The sequence below is a fragment of the Pseudomonas sp. LBUM1652 genome (assembly GCF_059716105.1).
This window is the reverse complement of record NZ_CP166804.1, coordinates 660838-679263: the sequence shown is the minus strand read 5'-3', so window position 1 is coordinate 679263 and position 18426 is coordinate 660838. Positions and strand designations below refer to the sequence as shown.

The 18426-nt window shown below is 59.4% G+C and carries 17 protein-coding genes; 8 read left to right on the top strand and 9 right to left on the bottom strand.

Annotated elements, in window-relative coordinates; all coding sequences use genetic code 11:
• The first annotated feature begins 17 nt into the window (after positions 1 to 17).
• The 6 genes from ACA069_RS02985 (at position 18) to ACA069_RS02960 (ending at position 4608) form a co-directional block, all read left to right on the top strand.
• Positions 18 to 650, top strand: a complete 633-nt coding sequence (locus ACA069_RS02985; protein WP_123530830.1) for a TetR family transcriptional regulator — start codon at positions 18 to 20, stop codon at positions 648 to 650.
• Positions 651 to 892: 242 nt separating this feature from the next.
• The gene (gene ureE / locus ACA069_RS02980) at positions 893 to 1393 is read left to right on the top strand and encodes an urease accessory protein UreE (protein ID WP_497616249.1); all 501 of its coding nucleotides are present in this window, start codon (positions 893 to 895) and stop codon (positions 1391 to 1393) included.
• Positions 1390 to 2064 (top strand): urease accessory protein UreF, encoded by a 675-nt coding sequence (locus ACA069_RS02975; protein ID WP_497616247.1) that lies wholly within the window; start codon positions 1390 to 1392, stop codon positions 2062 to 2064. The genes ureE and ACA069_RS02975 overlap by 4 nt, the downstream gene beginning before the upstream one ends.
• A 23-nt stretch (positions 2065 to 2087) precedes the next feature.
• Entirely contained in the window at positions 2088 to 2702 is a 615-nt protein-coding gene (gene ureG, locus ACA069_RS02970) for an urease accessory protein UreG (RefSeq protein ID WP_187678571.1), read from the top strand.
• A gap of 27 nt (positions 2703 to 2729) precedes the next feature.
• The gene (locus ACA069_RS02965; RefSeq protein ID WP_497616245.1) at positions 2730 to 3302 is read left to right on the top strand and encodes a HupE/UreJ family protein; all 573 of its coding nucleotides are present in this window, start codon (positions 2730 to 2732) and stop codon (positions 3300 to 3302) included.
• 172 nt (positions 3303 to 3474) lie between these two features.
• Complete coding sequence (locus ACA069_RS02960) at positions 3475 to 4608, top strand: AGE family epimerase/isomerase (protein ID WP_497616244.1); 1134 nt, start codon at positions 3475 to 3477, stop codon at positions 4606 to 4608.
• A gap of 148 nt (positions 4609 to 4756) precedes the next feature.
• Here ACA069_RS02960 and ACA069_RS02955 read toward each other — a convergent pair whose 3' ends face one another.
• The 9 genes from ACA069_RS02955 to amaB all read right to left on the bottom strand — a co-directional run bounded on the left by ACA069_RS02955 (position 4757) and on the right by amaB (position 15917).
• A complete protein-coding gene (locus tag ACA069_RS02955; protein WP_497616243.1) occupies positions 4757 to 5662 on the bottom strand; it encodes a cation diffusion facilitator family transporter in 906 nt (301 codons plus the stop codon).
• Between the two features lie 175 nt (positions 5663 to 5837).
• Positions 5838 to 6602 carry an SDR family oxidoreductase gene (locus ACA069_RS02950; protein WP_100846416.1) on the bottom strand — a complete coding sequence of 255 codons (765 nt, stop codon included), beginning with the start codon at positions 6600 to 6602 and terminating at the stop codon, positions 5838 to 5840.
• An 839-nt stretch (positions 6603 to 7441) separates the two neighbouring features.
• The gene (locus ACA069_RS02945; protein WP_497616242.1) at positions 7442 to 8158 is read right to left on the bottom strand and encodes an ABC transporter ATP-binding protein; all 717 of its coding nucleotides are present in this window, start codon (positions 8156 to 8158) and stop codon (positions 7442 to 7444) included.
• Positions 8155 to 9027 carry an ABC transporter ATP-binding protein gene (locus tag ACA069_RS02940; protein ID WP_007967487.1) on the bottom strand — a complete coding sequence of 291 codons (873 nt, stop codon included), beginning with the start codon at positions 9025 to 9027 and terminating at the stop codon, positions 8155 to 8157. The genes ACA069_RS02945 and ACA069_RS02940 overlap by 4 nt, the downstream gene beginning before the upstream one ends.
• Positions 9024 to 10325 carry a high-affinity branched-chain amino acid ABC transporter permease LivM gene (livM, locus tag ACA069_RS02935; RefSeq protein ID WP_187681242.1) on the bottom strand — a complete coding sequence of 434 codons (1302 nt, stop codon included), beginning with the start codon at positions 10323 to 10325 and terminating at the stop codon, positions 9024 to 9026. Before livM ends, ACA069_RS02940 begins: the two co-directional genes overlap by 4 nt.
• A gap of 3 nt (positions 10326 to 10328) precedes the next feature.
• Positions 10329 to 11243, bottom strand: a complete 915-nt coding sequence (locus ACA069_RS02930) for an ABC transporter permease subunit (protein WP_187681241.1) — start codon at positions 11241 to 11243, stop codon at positions 10329 to 10331.
• Between the two features lie 242 nt (positions 11244 to 11485).
• Complete coding sequence (locus tag ACA069_RS02925; protein WP_007915892.1) at positions 11486 to 12619, bottom strand: ABC transporter substrate-binding protein; 1134 nt, start codon at positions 12617 to 12619, stop codon at positions 11486 to 11488.
• Between the two features lie 368 nt (positions 12620 to 12987).
• Positions 12988 to 14271, bottom strand: a complete 1284-nt coding sequence (gene amaA, locus ACA069_RS02920; protein WP_497616239.1) for an L-pipecolate oxidase — start codon at positions 14269 to 14271, stop codon at positions 12988 to 12990.
• 155 nt (positions 14272 to 14426) lie between these two features.
• On the bottom strand, positions 14427 to 15917 hold the full coding sequence (amaB, locus tag ACA069_RS02915) for an L-piperidine-6-carboxylate dehydrogenase (protein WP_401265892.1): 1491 nt from the start codon (positions 15915 to 15917) through the stop codon (positions 14427 to 14429).
• 163 nt (positions 15918 to 16080) lie between these two features.
• On the opposite strand from amaB, the gene ACA069_RS02910 reads away from it, so the two are divergent.
• Positions 16081 to 16980, top strand: coding sequence for a LysR family transcriptional regulator (locus tag ACA069_RS02910; RefSeq protein ID WP_497616237.1), 900 nt, complete (start codon positions 16081 to 16083; stop codon positions 16978 to 16980).
• A 221-nt stretch (positions 16981 to 17201) separates the two neighbouring features.
• Positions 17202 to 18425 (top strand): nicotinate phosphoribosyltransferase, encoded by a 1224-nt coding sequence (gene pncB, locus ACA069_RS02905; RefSeq protein ID WP_401265889.1) that lies wholly within the window; start codon positions 17202 to 17204, stop codon positions 18423 to 18425.
• The last annotated feature ends 1 nt before the right edge of the window (position 18426 follow it).

The window sequence follows — 18426 nt, the reverse complement described above, 5'->3', positions numbered from 1 at the left end:
GAAGAACACACCTTGCGATGCTGCCCCGCGCCGAACAGAAACAACAGACCCGCAACGCCCTGATGGATGCTGCCCGCCACTTGATGGAAAGCGGCCGAGGATTCGGCAGCCTCAGCCTGCGCGAAGTGACGAAAACCGCCGGCATCGTGCCCACCGGTTTCTATCGGCATTTTGCCGATATGGATGAACTCGGTCTGGTGCTGGTCAGCGAAGTCGGCCAGACCTTCCGCGAAACCATCCGCCTGGTACGCCACAACGAATTCGTCATGGGCGGCATCATTGATGCGTCGGTGCGGATCTTTCTCGATGTGGTCAGCGCCAACCGTTCGCAGTTTTTATTTCTCGCTCGCGAGCAATACGGCGGCTCGCTGCCGGTGCGCCAGGCGATTGGCCGTTTGCGTGAGAACATCAGCTCCGACCTTGCGGCCGACCTGACAATGATGCCCAAGCTTCAGCATCTGGACGCGGCCGGGTTGAGCGTGGTGGCGGATCTGATCGTCAAATCGGTGTTTGCCACCCTGCCGGACATCATCGACCCGCCGGCCGAAGCCTTGCCTGAGCATTTGACCCCGCAAGCAAAGATCACCCAGCAATTGCGCTTCATCTTTATCGGGCTCAAGCATTGGCAAGGGCTCGGTAGTACGGAATAAAGATCAAAAGATCGTAGCCTTCGGCAGCGCCTACAGAGATCAAGGTAGGAGCTGCCGAAGGCTGCGATCTTTTTTGTGCGCCGCAAATTGGTGCATGAAAAATTCTTAACGCACCAAAACCTCTCAAATCCCCGCAACATTCCGAAACATCTACTACGATCCGACAGGGATTTCCTACATCTCGTCCGATTGGCAAGCCCCTTGCTCTAGCCTGAGTATTGTCCACTGCTGGAAGCTTTCCGATGCTGGTGATTCATCGCAGAATCGACCCTCAACCTGTCTGGGCCGCCGAGTTGCACCTGACCTTCGAAGCACGGAGCAAAAGCCGTTTGCGCTGTTTCAGTGCCGAGAATGAAGACGTCGGGTTGTTTTTGGAGCGCGGTCAGCCGCCGTTGTATGACGGCGAATGCCTACAGGCTGAGGACGGCCGAATCGTCCGTGTCTGCGCCCGCCCCGAGCAACTGCTGCACGTCACTTGCGCCGACGCTTTCGAATTGACCCGCGCCGCGTATCACTTGGGCAATCGCCACGTCGCCCTGCAAGTCGGCGATGGCTGGCTGCGGTTGCTCGACGATTACGTGCTCAAAGCCATGCTTGAACAGCTTGGCGCGCAGGTCGAAGCCATTGAAGCACCGTTCCAGCCGGAACACGGTGCCTACGGCGGCGGCCATCACCATTCACGTCACGGCGACGAAGACTTCAACTACGCGCCCAAACTCCATCAGTTCGGCGTACGCCTGTGAATCCGGCCTGGGCGCTGCTGCGCCTGGCCAGTCCGCAATTGCCGATTGGCGGCTACAGCTATTCCCAAGGTCTGGAAATGGCGGTGGATAACGGTCGCGTGAACAACCCGGACAGCGCCCGCCGCTGGATCAGCGATCAATTGCTGCTCAACCTCGCCCGCTTCGAAGCGCCGCTGCTGCTTGCCCATTGCCAAGCCGCTGCCGAGGAAAAATGGGACGACTTGCTGCGCATCTGCGAAACCCACCGCGCCAGCCGCGAAACCCGCGAGCTGCATCTGGAGAGCCGGCAGATGGGCTATTCGTTGCAGCAACTGCTCAACGGCTTGCCTGAACTCGACGCACCAGCGCGCCACTTTCTCGATCTATGCGCCGAACCGCACCTGGCACTTGGTTGGGCACTGGCGGCCCGCGCCTGGGGCATCACTCCGCAGGACGCTCTCGCCGCGTGGCTGTGGAGCTGGCTGGAAAACCAGCTCGCCGTCCTGATGAAAACCCTGCCGCTGGGCCAGCAAGCCGCCCAGCGCCTGACCAGCGAACTGCTGCCGCTGCTGCAACAAGCCCAGCAGGACGCCACCCGAATCAACCCCGAACACATCGGCAGTGCCGCGTTCGGTCTGTCCCTGGCGTGCATGGCCCATGAGCGCCAGTACAGCCGCCTGTTCCGTTCCTAGGGCCTGTTATTTTGGAGAAGCATATGAACACACAACCTCTGCGCGTCGGCATCGGCGGCCCGGTCGGTTCCGGCAAAACCGCGTTGACCCTGGCCCTGTGTCTGGCGCTGCGCGAGCGCTACAACCTCGCCGTGGTGACCAACGACATCTATACCCGCGAGGACGCGGACTTTCTGGTGCGCAACGAAGCGCTGGCACCGGAACGCATCATCGGCGTGGAAACCGGTGGCTGTCCGCACACGGCAATCCGCGAAGACGCCTCGATCAACCTCGAAGCGGTGGATCAATTGAACCGGCGCTTTCCGGGGCTGGATCTGATTCTGGTGGAGTCCGGCGGTGACAACCTGTCGGCGACCTTCAGCCCGGAATTGTCCGACCTGACCATCTACGTGATCGACGTTTCTGCCGGCGACAAGCTGCCGCGCAAGGGCGGGCCGGGTATTTGCAAGTCTGACCTGCTGGTGATCAACAAGATCGACCTGGCGCCGCTGGTCGGTGCCTCGCTGGAGATGATGGACAGCGACACAAAACGCATGCGCAACGGCAAGCCGTTCGTGTTCAGCAACCAGAAAACCGGCCAGGGCCTGGAAGACATCATCGCCTTCATCGAACGACAGGGCCTGCTGACCGCAGCCTGATTCAATTATCAACAAGGAAGCTTATCCATGACACTCAAACGCATTCTTGGTGCAATCGCACTGTTGCTGACCCCGGCACTGGCCTTCGCTCACCCCGGGCATGGCGACAGCGGTTTGATCGCCGGGATCAGCCACCCGATCGGTGGCCTTGATCATTTGCTGGCGATGATTGCCGTCGGTTTGTGGGCAGCGCAGCAGCAAGGTGCGGCGCGCTGGGCGCTGCCGTGCACCTTCGTCGGCACCATGTTGATGGGCGGCATGCTCGGTTTTGAAGGGCTGGAATTGCCGGCGCTGGAAAGCGGGATTGCCGCGTCGGTGCTGGCGCTCGGCCTGGCCGTTGCGTTGGCGGTGCGTCCGCCACTGGTGATGGCGGTGGCGGCCACGGCGTTGTTTGCATTGTTCCATGGTGTCGCGCATGGCCTGGAGTTGCCGGACATGTCCAGCCCTTGGGCGTATGCCGCAGGATTTGTAGCAGCGACCGCTGCGCTGCATGCTGCAGGTTATGCGGTGGTACGTTTCCTGCCTCAGGCTGCTGCGCCGCTGGTGCGACTGGCGGGTGCGGCTTCGGCAGTGACTGGCGCATGGCTGATGGCCGGTTGATCTCTGTCGCCTGATACGGCCCCTTCGCGAGCAGGCTCGCTCCCACATTGGAATGCATTCTCCTGTGGGAGCGAGCCTGCTCGCGAAGGCGGACTGACAGACACAACCTCTCTCTAACCGGTCTCTCTGCTACCATGTCGCGCAATCGCCCCAGCCGTGACGACGTCCGCCCATGCCCCACGCTTCTCGCTCCAAATCCCTGCCTGAATTGACCGCCCTGTTCAGTGAGGTGCAACAGCACTTTTTGAACGTGATCGTGCCGCTATGGCAAGGCCCGGGCTGGAACGCCGACATGGCGCTGCCTTACGAGGCGCTGGACGCCACGCATCAACCATTGCCACCGCAACGCTATCGGGCGATGGCCTGCGCGCGGCAGCTCTATCTGTTTTCCAGCCTGATCGGCGTTGTGGATAACGCCGAAGTCCGCGCGGCGGCGCTGTTCCGCTCCCTGCAACGGCATTTCCATGATGCCGAGCATGGCGGCTGGTTCTACAGCATCGATGCGCAGGGCAAACCGCTGGATCAGCGCAAGGATCTCTACACCCACGCTTTCATCCTGTTTGCCTGCGCGCATTACTGGGAAAAGTCCCGCGAGCCGCTGGTGGAATCGACGCTGAACGCCGCGCTGGAAGTCATCGGCCGACGCTTTGCCACCGGTGATGGCCTGTACGAGGCCTGCCTGAATCGAGACTGGAACACGCTGGAAACCGGCCCGCTGCAAAATCCGTTGATGCATCTGGCCGAAGCCTTCCTCGCCACCCTTGCCGTACGCGAAGACGCGGCAACGCAACAGGCCCTCACCGAGTTATGCACAGCGATGCACAAGCGCTTCGTCGACCCGCAACATGGCGTGTTGATGGAGAAACCGTTGGGGGCTGTGGATAACTGGTACGAGCCGGGGCATCAGTTCGAGTGGTATTTCCTGCTGGAATCGTCACCACTATTGCGCGGGTCGAAACTGCATACGGCGCTGGACAAGGCCTTCGCGTTTACCGAGCAGTTCGGCGTGGTACAGCCGTCCGGCGCGGTGCGGGCGATGCTTGATCTGGAGATGGACGGACGCCCGAGAGATTCGACCCAACGGATCTGGGCTCAAGCTGAATACCTGCGCGCACTAACGTTGCGCCCGGACAGCGAAGCCGTGGTGCTGCATCAGTTGCAGGCGCTGCAACAGCGTTTTCTGCATACCGGTGGCTGGTATGAGTGCCGCGATGAGCAGGGTGAGATCAGCCGCAAGGACATGCCGTCGACGACGCCGTATCACTTCGCGACTTGCTACAGCGGCCTGGCTGAATATCTTCGCTGATCTCATGGCAATTGAGATTTATCGTGGCGAGGGGATTTATCCCCGATGGGCTGCGCAGCGGCCCCGCTCTTTGCAGGGCCGCTTCGCGCCCCATCGGGGATAAATCCCCTCGCCACAAACTGTGTTCTCAGTAGAGAGCCGGGTTACCTCAGGCAATCCACTTCTTGTCACCGGTAAAGCTGATGGTCAACCAGCGCGCCGCATCCGGCGTGCCCAGCTTCGCCGAAATCCCCTCGCGCAATGCATCCAGCTGACCGACACTGCTCAGCGCATAATCCGCCGGCAACACCACATGAATCTCGATAAACCGCGCCCGCCCGTGTTTCTGCACGTAGGACACGTAATCGTCGAAACCATGCTCGGCCTTGGCCACTTCCATCACCTGCCGAACCTGGTCATCAAGGGTATCCGGCGCAATCCCGAGCACATCGCGCAACGCCGGGCGAAGAATCTTGAACGCCGGAGTCAGCATGGTCAGCGCCAGCACGATCAGGATCAGCGGATCGACAAACTTCGCCCACTCGCCATAGCCCTGGGACTTGAGCAGCAGCGCTGCAAGGAAACTGATCAACAGGCCGACCGACAGCATCGCGTCCACCAGCCAACTGATGTTGTCGAACTGGATCAGGCTGGATTTGAGCTTGCGATTACGCCGACGCACATAGAAGAAGTAGGCGAATTCAACAACGGTAAACACTGCCGCATAGATGATCACCAAACCCAACTCGATCTCGCGACCGCCGTTGATGATGCCGAACACGCCGTTGAGAAACGCGTAGATGGCGATCAACAGCAGGAAACTGCCTTCGATCAGCAGCACCATTGGCTCCAGATGCCAGAAACCGAACTGGAAGCGGTGATTGCTTTGTTTGGCGATCAGCTTGGCGGTGATCAGCATCAGGACTTTGATGAACGTTGCAATCAGCGAGAAAAAACCATCGAACAGGATGGATTGGGAACCAGATACAAAACCGGTGACGATCCCGGCGATCGCCACGGCGAACATCAGGATGGTCGATTGTTTGAGCAGCGACTGCTCACCTCGGTTACTCACTTTAACTCCTCGAAAAACCTTGAAAACCGCAGGGTGCGGTGGGGTTGTTACGAGAGGAGTTTACCTTATCGCCATGTTTTGGCCGATTTGGCCTCTTCGCCAGCAGGCTCGCTCCCACATTCGAACGCGATCTTATGTGGAAGCGAGCTTGCTCGCGAATGGGCTCACTGGGGTCTTAAGCCTTGTTACGCTCGATAGCAAAACCCGCCCAGGTCTGGCTCACCGGCATCAACTCAAGGCTGTTGATGTTGATGTGCGCTGGCGTATTCATCACCCAGAAAATCGTCTCGGCGATGTCCTGCGGCTGGATCGGCTCGGCACCGGCGTAGGTGGCGTTGTAGCGTTCCTGGTCGCCAGCGAAACGTACCAGCGAGAACTCGCTCTCGCACAGACCCGGCTCAATGTTGCTGACCCGCACACCAGTGCCCTGCAAGTCGCAGCGCAGGTTCAGCGAGAACTGTTTAACGAATGCCTTGGTCGCGCCGTACACGTGGCTGCCCGGGTACGGGTAGTTACCGGCAATGGAGCCGAGGTTGATGATGCCAGCGCCACGGCCATGGGCGATCAGGCGCGGCAACAGCAAACGGGTCGCGTACATCAGGCCTTTGACGTTGGTGTCGACCATGGTGTCCCAGTCATCCAGATCGCATTTCGGCGCAGGGTCCACACCCAGTGCCAGCCCGGCGTTGTTGATCAGGCCACGCAACTTGGCGAACGACGGCGGCAGGTTGGCTATCGCCTCCTCCATCGCCTTGCGATCACGCACATCGAGCACCAGGCCATGCACTTCGGTCTGCTTCGACAGTTCGGCGCACAGGGCATTGAGACGTTCTTCACGACGGCCGGTCAGCACCAGTTTCCAGCCAGCCTCGGCAAAACGACGGGCACAGGCTTCACCAAAACCGGACGTCGCGCCGGTGATAAACAGGGTGTTGGACATCGTGTTCTCCTCGCTTCGGCTGCCGGAGCAGCCCTTGAATAGAAAATCAGCACGCAGCATGCCCGGCCCCGCATTCACGGGCAACTCCTCTAAGCTGTACAAAAAACAACCAACACGAGCAACGCCTTAACCAACGTGGCTTGTAGCCATGTGCACGCACGTTATCCACAACCCCTTCCACAGTTTCCGGGGGCAAGTGGAAACGCGCAAAGCCGCGCCACACAAGGCTTTGCGAGGGAAATAGAAAGTTTTTTGCTTGACCCTGAACTGACAGATGTGCGGGACATGGCATTTTGCACGACCGAGCAGTTACCGGGGTGATTGCGCGGGGCCAGTAATTACGGCCCTTAGCGCGGTCTTTCCAGAGTTTAATCACAGACTTATCCACAGGACTGCGCATAGGGAAATGTCTGTTCCGGGGCGACCACAAAAAGGTTGACAAAGGCGCCTTACGCTATCGCCAAAACGCCTGATCAAAAAACAACCACAAGCCTGCAAGCCACGGCCTGCAAGGCTTTCAGCCAGCTACTCCCACGTTATTCACAGCCAGCTCCACAGCAAACGGGGACAAGTCAAAACTGTGGAAAAACAGCCATTTGCAGCGTCTATATGTCGCGCTTTGGCAGGTTGGGGAATTTGTTTTCCACAATTTCACAATCGACTTGATATGGAAGATGGATTCACGGTAGGAGCTGCCGAAGGCTGCGATCTTTTGATCTTGTTTTCCAAAGTCAAAAGATCGCAGCCTTCGGCAGCTCCTACAGGGTTTTTCGGTGTTTTGGAGATATAAAAAAGCCCCGGGACTCGCGTCGCCGGGGCTGTGTGTATCCGGGGATAACTCAGTGCCCGCCCAGATAGGCGTTACGCACCTCTTCATTCACCAACAACTCTTTCCCGGTGCCGGTCAAACGAATCTCGCCGTTGACCATCACATACGCCCGATCCGACAGCTTCAGCGCATGGTTGGCGTTCTGCTCGACGAGGAAAATCGTCATGCCGGTTTTCGCCAGTTCACGCAGGGTGGCGAAAATCTGCTTCACCACGATCGGCGCCAAACCCAGGCTCGGTTCATCGAGCAGCAACAGCTTCGGCCGGCTCATCAACGCCCGGGCGATGGCGAGCATTTGCTGCTCGCCGCCGGACATGGTCATCGCCCGCTGGTTACGCCGCTCCTCCAGCCGCGGGAACAGCGCGAACATCCCCTGCATATCCTCTTTGGCGTACTTGTCGCCAATCGGAATGGTGCCCATCAGCAGGTTTTCCTCGACGGTCATGTCGGGGAACACCCGCCGGCCTTCCGGCGACTGGGCGATGCCGTTGGACGCGATGTAGTGCGATGACTTGTGGGTAATGTCGACGCCTTGATAAAGAATCTGCCCACTCGCCGCCCGTGGCTGGCCGAAGATCGACATCAGCAACGTCGACTTGCCGGCACCGTTGGAGCCGATCAGGCTGACGGTTTCGCCTTCGTTGATCTCCAGCGAAACACCCTTGAGGGCCTGGATCGGGCCGTAGAACACGTCCAGGTTTTTGAGTTCGAGGATCGGTTGGCTCATACCAGCTCCTCTTCGTCAGCGCCCAGGTAGGCGGCGATCACTTTCGGATCGTTACGGATGGCTTCAGGGCCCCCTTCGGCGATAACGATGCCGTGGTCCAGCACCACGATGTGGTCGGAAATGCTCATTACCATGCCCATGTCGTGTTCTATCAGCACCACGGTCAGATCATGCTCATCGCGCAGCAGCCGGATCATCGCGCTCAGCGCTTCGGTTTCCTGAGGGTTAAGGCCGGCGGCCGGTTCGTCGAGGCAGATGATCTGCGGCCGCGTGCACATGGCCCGGGCAATCTCCAGACGGCGTTGCTGGCCGTAGGAGAGTTCACCGGCCAGACGGTTGGCGCAGTCCACCAGATCGACCACTTCCAGCCAGTAAAACGCGCAGTCCAGCGCGTCGCTTTCGGCCTTGCGATAGCCCTTGGTGTTGAGGATGCCGGCGAGCATGTTGCGGTTGACCCACATGTGCTGGGCCACCAGCAGGTTTTCCAGCACCGACATTTCCTTGAACAGGCGAATGTTCTGGAAAGTCCGGGCCAGGCCTGCACGGTTCACCAAGTGAGTACCGCCGAACATCTTGTAGTACAGGCGACTGAGGAAGCTTTTCGGCGAAACGAAATCGGTCGGTTTGAACGACTCGCCCAGCAACTGGATGACGTTGGTCTGCTGGCCGCGCACGTTGAGTTCGATCTTGCCGCCGGACGCCTTGTAGAACCCGGTCAGGCAGTTGAACACCGTGGTCTTGCCGGCGCCGTTGGGGCCGATCAGGGCGAAGATCGAGTTGCGCTTGACCTTCAGGCTGACATCGCTCAACGCCTTGATGCCACCGAAATGCATCATCAGTTTTTCAACAGAGAGTACGACTTCACTCATGGCGCAGTCCTCTCATAGTGAATGGCACCTTTGCGTGGTTTGACCCCGGTACGGCTGATGCGAATCAGCCCGCGTGGTCGCCAGATCATCATCAACACCATCAGGATGCCGAACAGCAGCACGCGATATTCAGCGAAGCCACGCAGCAGTTCCGGTGCGACGGTCAATACGAACGCTGCGATCACCACACCGATGGTCGAGCCCATGCCGCCGAGCACGACGATGGCGAGGATCAGCGCCGATTCGAAGAAGGTGAACGAGGTCGGGTTGACGAAGCCTTGATAAGTGGCGAAGAACACCCCGGCCAGACCGGCAGTCGAGGCACCGATGGTGAACGCCGAGAGTTTGACCAGTACGTGGTTCAGGCCCATCGAACGGCAAGCGATCTCGTCTTCACGCAACGCTTCCCAGGCACGGCCCACGGGCATCTTCACCAGACGATGCTTGATGTACAGCACGGCCAATACCACGAGGAACAACACTGCGTAGATGAAGTAGTACTTCACGTCCGGGTTGTAGGCGATGCCGAAGAACTCGTGAAACGGCACCCCGCCATCCTTCGCTCGTTTGCCGAACTCCAGACCGAAGAACGTCGGCAGCGGCGCCGGCATGCCGTTCGGGCCGCCGGTCAGGGACAGCCAGTTGTTGAGGACCAGGCGAATGATTTCACCAAAGCCCAGGGTCACGATCGCCAGGTAGTCGCCGTGCAGGCGCAGCACCGGAAAACCGAGGATGCAGCCGGCAAGACCAGCGGTGATCGCCGCCAACGGCAGCACCGTCCAGAAGCCCAGGCCGAGGTACTGATAACCGAGCGCCAGACCATAAGCACCGATGGCGTAGAACGCCACGTAGCCTAGGTCAAGCAGACCGGCCAGACCGACCACGATGTTCAGCCCCAGGCCCAGCAGCACGTAGATCAAGCCGAGAATGACCACGCCCAGCAGGTAGGAATTGGAGACAAACGGCACCGCCACAGCAATCACAATCAACAGCGGGATGATCCAGCGCAGACTGGATTTGTGATCGCTCGGCAGCACATGCACACCGGAACCGGTGCTCTCGAATCCGTCGAGAATTTTCAGGCCCTTGGGCGTTTGCAGAAACAGGCTGAGGGCAAAGCGACCGATCATGACAATGCCGATAATCCACGCCACGCGGGTCGGCTCAAGATTGAAGCTGTAGCCTTCGAGCACGACGCCGACAATCGGGCCGAACACGATCAAGGCAATAAGGCCGGCAAGAATCGCCTCAACCAGACTTTTTTTGATATCGATGGGTTTTTGGGTGGTTGAAGACATCGCTTACACCTTCGACACAAGAGGACGGCCCAACAGGCCCTGCGGCCGGAAGACCAGAACAAGTACGAGCAGCGAGAAGCTGAACACGTCTTTGTAGTCGGAGTTGACCAGACCGGAGAACAGCGACTCGGAGATCCCGAGGATGATCCCGCCGAGCATCGCGCCGGGCAATGAACCGATCCCGCCAAGCACCGCTGCGGTGAACGCCTTGATGCCGATGATGAACCCGGCATAGAAGTCGAACGTGCCGTAGTTCATGGTGATCAGCACACCGGCCAGCGCCGCCATGGCCGCACCGATGATGAACACGTAGGAAATCACCCGGTCGGTGTTGATCCCCAGTATCGAAGCCATCTTGCGGTCTTGCTGAGTGGCGCGGCACATGCGGCCAAGCTTGGTGTACTTGATCACGTAGGTCAGCAGGCCCATGCCCACAAACGCCGCGATCAGAATGAACACCTTGGTGTAGGTCAGTTGCACGAAGCCAGTGCCGATCTCGACACGCCAGGCACCGGTGAGCAACGTCGGAACCCCTTGTTGCTTCGCGCCTTGGGCAATCTGTGCATAGTTTTGCAGGATCAGCGAGATACCGATGGCGCTGATCAGCGGTGCGAGTCGGGTGGAGTTACGCAGGGGTTTGTAGGCAACACGCTCGATGACCCAGCCATACACCGCCGTGACGACGATGGTGAAGATCAGCGTGCCAAGCATCAGCAGCGGGAAGGATTCGATACCGAAGTACGCCAGCAGAGCCAGACTGATTGCCGCCAGGTAAGCGGAAATCATGTAAACCTCGCCGTGGGCGAAGTTGATCATGCCGATGATGCCGTAGACCATTGTGTAGCCGATGGCGATCAGGCCATAGACCGACCCGAGGGTCAGGCCGTTGACCAGTTGCTGCAGGAAAATACCATCCATAACGCAATCTCACGCAGTGAGAACCTGCACACCCTGAGGTGTGCGGTTCTTCTAAGGAAAATACAGATTTACGTCGGAGTAATGTCAGAGCGCGATCCGCCCGTCCCACACCGTTCCTGTGGGAGCGAGCCTGCTCGCGAATGCGGTCGATCATTCAACACATGTGTTGGCAGTCATTCCGTCTTCGCGAGCAGGCTCGCTCCCACATTGGATTGGTGGGGATCAGCTGATCGCGTCAGCCCTTACTTCTGTTTTTCCAGCTGGTGATATTTGCCGTCCTTGTCCCACTGGTAAACCACGTAGTCGGAGACTTTCAGGTCGCCCTTGGAGTCCCAGGTCTTCTCGCCCATGACGGTCTTGACCGGGTTTTTCTTCAGCCAGGCAGCCGCTTCTTCGCCCTTGTTGGACTTGGCGCCGTTGAAGGCGGCGGCCAGGGTCTGTACCGAGGCGTAGGCGTACAGGGTGTAGCCTTCAGGTTCGGTGCCGGCCTTGCGGAAGGCGTCTACCACGGTCTTGCTGTCTGGCAGCAGGCGTGGGTCGGCGCCGAAGGTCATCAGCACGCCATCGACGAATTGCGGGCCACCGGCGGTGGTCACCAGTTCGTCGGTAACGATGCCGTCGTCGGACATGAACTTGACGTCCTTCAGGCCTTGCTCACGCAGTTGGCGAACCAGCGGACCGGCTTCCGGGTGCAGACCACCGAAGTACACGACATCGGCGCCGGCACCACGGATTTTGGTAACGATGGTGCTGAAGTCTTTTTCGCCACGGGTCAGGCCTTCGTACAGCACCGGAGTCACGCCGCGCTTGACCAGTTGGGCCTTGGTGGCATCAGCCAGACCCTGACCGTAGGTGTCCTTGTCGTGCAGTACGACAACCTTTTTACCCTTGAGCACGTCGACGATGTAGTCGCCGGCGACGATGCCTTGCTGGTCGTCACGCCCGCACATGCGGAACATGGCGCTCAGGCCGCGCTCGGTCACTTGCGGGTTGGTGGAGCCCGGAGTGATGGCGATGATGCCGGCTTCGTCGTAGATCTCCGACGCTGGAATGGTCGAAGAGGAGCAGAAGTGACCGACCACGCCAGCGACTTTCTGGTTGGTGAGGTCCTTGGCGACCGTCACGGCCTGCTTCGGTTCGCAGGCGTCATCGCCCTTGACCAGTACGATTTTTTCCCCGTTGACGCCGCCAGCCGCGTTGACCGCATCGGCCGCCGCCTGTGCACCCTTCATGTACTGCTCGCCAAATGCCGCGTTGGCGCCCGTCATTGGACCCGCTACACCGATTTTCACATCAGCTTGAGCAAACGCAGAAACACCCAACGCAGTAGCCACTGCGAGGGCCAGAAAGCCTTTCTTGTAAAACGTCTGGGACATGAGGTGGTGCTCCAAGGTTTTTTTTAGTTGGCACTGCGACTTCACTTCACTGAATGCTCAGAGCAAGGGCCGTGCCATCGGTTTTTTATTCTTCAAAAAGTCGCTGCTTTCTTGTTATTTCGACTGTTTCGTTCCCATTTTCATTGGGCGTGCAACCGTCTAAACCGCGGAAGGTGAAACCATTTATTTTTTCAGGCGCAACCCGCACGCGCCATCATTGCAACCGCGGCGCCAAACGACGTGCAACCAGCCTGTAACAGCCCGCGTCACCGAACTGCACACTGCTGGTGCGGGACTGCTACAACCCGCACCATTACAGGCTAGTCGTTACGTCGAAAAGCGCCGCTTCCAGCAACATATTTCAACACTCAAATGACGATGCGCAGGCACTGGCCTGCGTGATACAGCGAGAAACCAGCCTCATAAAGGCAACTGCGCAAACCCACGCCCGCCAGGGGCTGCATCGGTGCAAAAGGAATCGGCAGGGCTTGAGGGTTTCCGTTGCACAGGTAATCAGCGAAAGCCTTGCCGACTACGGTGCCGGTGGTCACGCCACGGCCGTTATAGCCGGTAACGGCCACCAGTCCCGGTGCCGGTTCGAACAGCCGCATCAAGTGATCGGGCGTGAAAGCGATGCGCCCGGTCCAGGTGCATTCCCACTCGACGGGTTTCAGATTGGGGAAGTAATGCTGCTGCACCCTGTCGGCCCAGGCCTTGAGAAACCAGGTCGGCTTCTGATTGCCGTTGCCGAGGCTGCCGAGCAATAGCCGCCCTTCTTTGTCGCGGCGGATGCTGCTCAATACCTGACGCGTGTCCCATGAGCCCTGCCCGCCCGGGAGGATTTCCTGGGCGGCATCTTCAGTCAGCGGCACCGAAGCGACCTGGTAGTAGTAACCGGGGAAAAAGTTGCGTTTGAGTTCGGTCCAGTCACCTTCGGTGTAGGCGTTGGAGGCGATGACAACCTGCTCGGCCAACACTGAACCCTGCTCGGTCTGCACCGACCATTTTTGACCCACGCGTTCGAGACGGGTGACCGGGGAATGATCAAACATCTGCCCGCCCAGACCGATCACCGCATTGGCGAGCCCGGTGACATAAGCCATCGGATTGAGCGTACCGGCGCGTCGATCGAGCAATGCAGCAGCAATCTTTTGCGTGCCGGTGGCTTGCTCGCATGCCTTGCCGGTCAGCAATTCGACCGGTGCACCACGGCGTTTCCATTGCTGCTCACGACTGCGCAGATCCGCCCCGCCCTTGGCGTTGTGTGCCATGTGCAGCGTGCCTTCGCGGCGTAACTGGCAATCGATGCCGTACTTGTCCACAAGGCTGAACACCAGCGCCGGCGCCGCACCGAGCATGCGGTTGAGCTGGCTGCCAACGGCTTCGCCGAACCCCGCTTCGATCTCGTCCGGAGGGATCCACATGCCGGCGTTGACCAGCCCGACGTTGCGCCCGGAACCGCCGTGGCCGGCGCGATGGGCTTCCAGCACGCAGATGCTTTTGCCTTTTTCCAACAGATGCAGCGCCGCCGACAAGCCGGTAAACCCGGCGCCAATCACGCACACATCGACTTTGACTTCACCCTTGAGCGCCGTGTTATCGGGCCTTTGCGGCGTGAGTTTTTCCCACAGACATTCTTCGCGTAACGGCATTGCCAGACTCCAACAGAAACCTGCCAAACACATTGTTCACATTGTGGGAGCGAGCCTGCTCGCGAAAGCGGCATATCAGACAACATTGATGTCGACTAACTCACCGCCTTCGCGAGCAGGCTCGCTCCCACAGGGTATGGGGGGTCGCCCCGACATCAGTCGAAGGTAATGCCCTGCGCCAGCGGCAGCTCCAGCGAATAGTTCACGGTATTGGTCTGCCGACGCATGTACGCGCGCCATGCATCCGAGCCCGACTCACGACCGCCGCCGGTCTCTTTCTCACCGCCAAACGCACCACCGATTTCCGCACCGCTCGGGCCGATGTTGACGTTGGCGATGCCGCAGTCACTGCCGACCGCCGACATGAACTGCTCGGCCTCGCGCACGTCAGTGGTGAAGATGCACGACGACAGACCTTGCGGCACTGCGTTGTTCAGGCGCAGCGCCTCTTGGAAGTCGCTGTAGCCGACCACATACAGAATCGGTGCGAAGGTTTCGCTGCAAACCACGTCGCTCTGCTCTGGCATTTCAACAATCGCCGGCGAGACGTAGTAAGCGTTGGGGAATTGATCTTGCAATTGACGCTTGCCGCCAAACACCCGGCCGCCCTCGCTCAGCGCCTGTTCCAGGGCATCTTGCATGTTTTCGAAGCTGTGTTTGTCGATCAGCGGGCCGACCAGATTGCCTTCCAGCGGATGGCCGATGCGCACTTTCGCGTACGCGGCTTTGAGGCGGGTGACGATTTCTTCTTTCACCGATTCATGGGCGATCAGGCGACGCAGCGTGGTGCAACGCTGGCCGGCGGTGCCGACAGCGCTGAACAGAATCGCGCGCACGGCCATGTCCAGATCGGCGCTTGGGCCGAGGATCATCGCGTTGTTGCCGCCCAGTTCAAGGATGCTGCGGGCAAATCGCGCGGCGACTTTCGGCGCCACTTCTCGGCCCATACGGGTGCTGCCGGTGGCGCTGATCAGCGCGACACGTGGGTCATCGACCAACGCTTCGCCCGCGTCACGGCCACCGATAATCACTTGGCAGAGACTGGCCGGCGCATCGGTGAAATTCTTCACCACGCGGTCAAACAGCGCCTGACAGGCCAGCGCCGTCAACGGGGTTTTCTCCGACGGTTTCCACACCACCGGGTTGCCGCAGACCAGCGCCAGCGTGGTGTTCCACGCCCACACCGCGACCGGGAAGTTGAACGCACTGATCACGCCGACCACGCCCAGCGGGTGCCAGGTTTCACGCATGTGGTGGCCCGGGCGCTCGGAGGCGATGGTCAAACCGTACAACTGGCGGGACAGGCCGACGGCGAAGTCGCAAATGTCGATCATCTCCTGCACTTCACCCAGGCCTTCCTGAGTAATCTTGCCCGCTTCCCAGGAAACCAGTTCGCCGAGATCAGCCTTGTACTCGCGCAGCACTTCACCGAATTGACGCACCAGTTCACCGCGACGCGGTGCCGGAACCTTGCGCCAGGCCTCGAACGCATGATCTGCGCGACTGATGTGCTGCTCGACTTCGGCCGGGCCTTCCCAGTTCACGGCGGCGATGCGGCTGCCGTCGATCGGCGAATGCACCGGCACTTTGCCGTTCTGATAAAGGGCCGGGTTCACACCAAGACGATCAAGCAATGCGGCAACCATGGGTCACTCCTCAAGCAAAAAACTGAATGTGTGCGGTCGCCATTTCACGACCGGGCAGGCCTTTAGTTGTAGCGTCAGTACGGCAAGGCAACAAACGACCTTTACGCGAGATATCATTCCGTTTATTCATGCTGCGCATAGAAAGACAAGAAAAGGATCCGCCATGCTGAACAAACGCCACTTGCCATCGATCACCGCGCTGCAGTGCTTCGAGGCCGTGACCCGGCACCTGAGTTTTACCCGGGCCGCCGAGGAACTGAACCTGACCCAGAGTGCGGTCAGCAAACAGGTCGCGCAGCTTGAGGAATTGTTGCAGCACTTGTTGTTCCGTCGGGTACGCCGCCGCTTGCAGATGACCCCGGCCGGGGATTTGTACTTGGTGGAGGTCAGAAAAATCCTTACCCAGGTTGAGATGTCGACGCATTACCTGCGTTCCTACGGCGGTGAGACCGAAGTCCTGCGTGTTTCTACCCCCTCAACTTTCGGCGCCCGCTGGCTGGTGCCGCGCCTGAAAGGCTGGCGCTTGCGCCATCCATCGATCCATCTGGATTTATGCAACGAGCAAGAAGCGGATGATTTGCTGCAGGGTCGCAGTGATTTGGCGTTCTATTACGGTCAGGGTTCGCGCCCCGGTACCGAATGCCTGAAGCTGTTCGGCGAAGAGCTGGTGCCGGTGTGCGCGCCGGGCAGCCTGCCTGAAACGCAGTTCACGGATCCGACGCAACTCACCGATCTGGTGTTGCTGCAGAATGCCTCGCGCCCACAGGCCTGGCACGACTGGTTCGACAGTCAGGGCTACCAGACAGAGCACAGCTATCACGGGCCGCGTTTCGAAACCTTTTACATGTGCATCCGCGCCGCACAAGTCGGCTGCGGCGTGGCGCTGTTGCCGAGGTTTCTGGTGGAAGAGGAATTGGCCGACGGCAAACTGGTCATTCCCTGGCAGCATGCAATGCCCAGCACCGACTCCTATTACCTGGCGTACCCGGAACATTCGGCGGAAGTGCCCAAGGTCCGAGATTTTGTGAAGTGGATGCTCGAACAAATCGACAACCCAGGCTGAAACCTGGCCCCTGTGGCGAGGGGATTTATCCCCGATGGGTCGCGCAGCGGCCCAAAAATTTCAAGAGCGACGACTGCTTCGCAGCCGGTCGGGGATAAATCCCCTCGCCACAATTGACCTCACTCAGAATAGAAATCGCTGGCAATCCCCACTGCTGATATGCGCCACTAGCACCACTGATTGAGACCGCGCAACGGCGCGGCGCACCTGGAGACCCCGTTATGAGCGAGAGTGTGTTTGCCGATCGCATCGTGCAGAACCTGCTCGACACCGACTTTTACAAACTGACGATGATGCAGGCGGTGCTGCACAACTATCCCAACGTCGAAGTCGAATGGGAGTTCCGTTGCCGTAACAGCGAAGACTTGCGCCCGTATCTGGCCGAGATCCGCTATCAGATCGAGCGCCTTGCCGAGTTGAGCCTGAGTGCCGATCAACTGAGTTTTCTCGAGCGCATCAGCTTTCTGAAACCGGACTTCCTGCGTTTCCTCGGTCTGTTCCGTTTCAACCTGCGCTACCTGCACACCGGCATCGAGAACGGCGAACTGTTCATCCGCCTGCGCGGGCCGTGGCTCCATGTGATCCTCTACGAAGTGCCGCTGCTGGCCATCGTCAGCGAAGTTCGCAACCGTTACCGCTACCGCGAAACCGTGCTTGAGCAGGCGCGTGAGCAGCTTTACCGCAAGTTCGACTGGTTGACCGCCAACGCTTCCGCCGACGAACTGTCGCAGTTGCAGGTCGCCGATTTCGGCACCCGTCGCAGGTTTTCCTACCGCGTGCAGGAAGAAGTGGTCAACGTGCTCAAGCACGACTTCCCGGGTCGATTCGTCGGCACCAGCAATGTGCACCTGTCGCGCGAACTGGATATGAAACCGCTGGGCACCATGGCCCACGAATGGATCATGGCGCACCAACAACTCGGCCCACGCCTGATCGACAGTCAGATCGCCGCGCTCGACTGCTGGGTGCGCGAATACCGTGGCTTGCTGGGGATCGCCCTCACCGACTGCATCACCACGGATGCCTTCCTCGGCGATTTTGATCTGTTTTTCGCCAAGCTGTTCGATGGCCTGCGCCACGATTCCGGGGATCCTGTGACCTGGGGCGAAAAATGCATCGCCCACTATCACAAGCTCGGCATCGACCCGATGAGCAAGACCCTGGTGTTCTCCGACAGTCTGACCCTGCCCAAGTCGCTGGAAATATTCCGCGCGCTGCACGGGCGGATCAACGTGAGCTTTGGCATCGGCACCAACCTCACCTGTGACATTCCGGGTGTCGAACCGATGAGCATCGTGCTTAAAATGACCGCCTGCAACGGCCAACCGGTGGCGAAGATCTCCGACGAGCCAGGCAAGACCCACTGCAAAGACCCCAATTTTGTTGCCTATTTGCGACACGTTTTCCAGGTTCCTGCCGATTCCAGTCTATCTAGCAAGGAGTGAA

Excerpts from the sequence above, each read along its gene's own strand:
- ACA069_RS02985 (WP_123530830.1), top strand. The coding sequence starts at position 18 with ATGCTGCCCCGCGCCGAACAGAAACAACAGACCCGCAACGCCCTGATG.
- ureE (WP_497616249.1), top strand. The coding sequence starts at position 893 with ATGCTGGTGATTCATCGCAGAATCGACCCTCAACCTGTCTGGGCCGCC.
- ureG (WP_187678571.1), top strand. The coding sequence starts at position 2,088 with ATGAACACACAACCTCTGCGCGTCGGCATCGGCGGCCCGGTCGGTTCC.
- ACA069_RS02965 (WP_497616245.1), top strand. The coding sequence starts at position 2,730 with ATGACACTCAAACGCATTCTTGGTGCAATCGCACTGTTGCTGACCCCG.
- ACA069_RS02960 (WP_497616244.1), top strand. The coding sequence starts at position 3,475 with ATGCCCCACGCTTCTCGCTCCAAATCCCTGCCTGAATTGACCGCCCTG.
- ACA069_RS02950 (WP_100846416.1), bottom strand. The coding sequence starts at position 6,602 with ATGTCCAACACCCTGTTTATCACCGGCGCGACGTCCGGTTTTGGTGAA.
- ACA069_RS02945 (WP_497616242.1), bottom strand. The coding sequence starts at position 8,158 with ATGAGCCAACCGATCCTCGAACTCAAAAACCTGGACGTGTTCTACGGC.
- ACA069_RS02940 (WP_007967487.1), bottom strand. The coding sequence starts at position 9,027 with ATGAGTGAAGTCGTACTCTCTGTTGAAAAACTGATGATGCATTTCGGT.
- livM (WP_187681242.1), bottom strand. The coding sequence starts at position 10,325 with ATGTCTTCAACCACCCAAAAACCCATCGATATCAAAAAAAGTCTGGTT.
- ACA069_RS02930 (WP_187681241.1), bottom strand. The coding sequence starts at position 11,243 with ATGGATGGTATTTTCCTGCAGCAACTGGTCAACGGCCTGACCCTCGGG.
- ACA069_RS02925 (WP_007915892.1), bottom strand. The coding sequence starts at position 12,619 with ATGTCCCAGACGTTTTACAAGAAAGGCTTTCTGGCCCTCGCAGTGGCT.
- amaA (WP_497616239.1), bottom strand. The coding sequence starts at position 14,271 with ATGCCGTTACGCGAAGAATGTCTGTGGGAAAAACTCACGCCGCAAAGG.
- amaB (WP_401265892.1), bottom strand. The coding sequence starts at position 15,917 with ATGGTTGCCGCATTGCTTGATCGTCTTGGTGTGAACCCGGCCCTTTAT.
- ACA069_RS02910 (WP_497616237.1), top strand. The coding sequence starts at position 16,081 with ATGCTGAACAAACGCCACTTGCCATCGATCACCGCGCTGCAGTGCTTC.
- pncB (WP_401265889.1), top strand. The coding sequence starts at position 17,202 with ATGAGCGAGAGTGTGTTTGCCGATCGCATCGTGCAGAACCTGCTCGAC.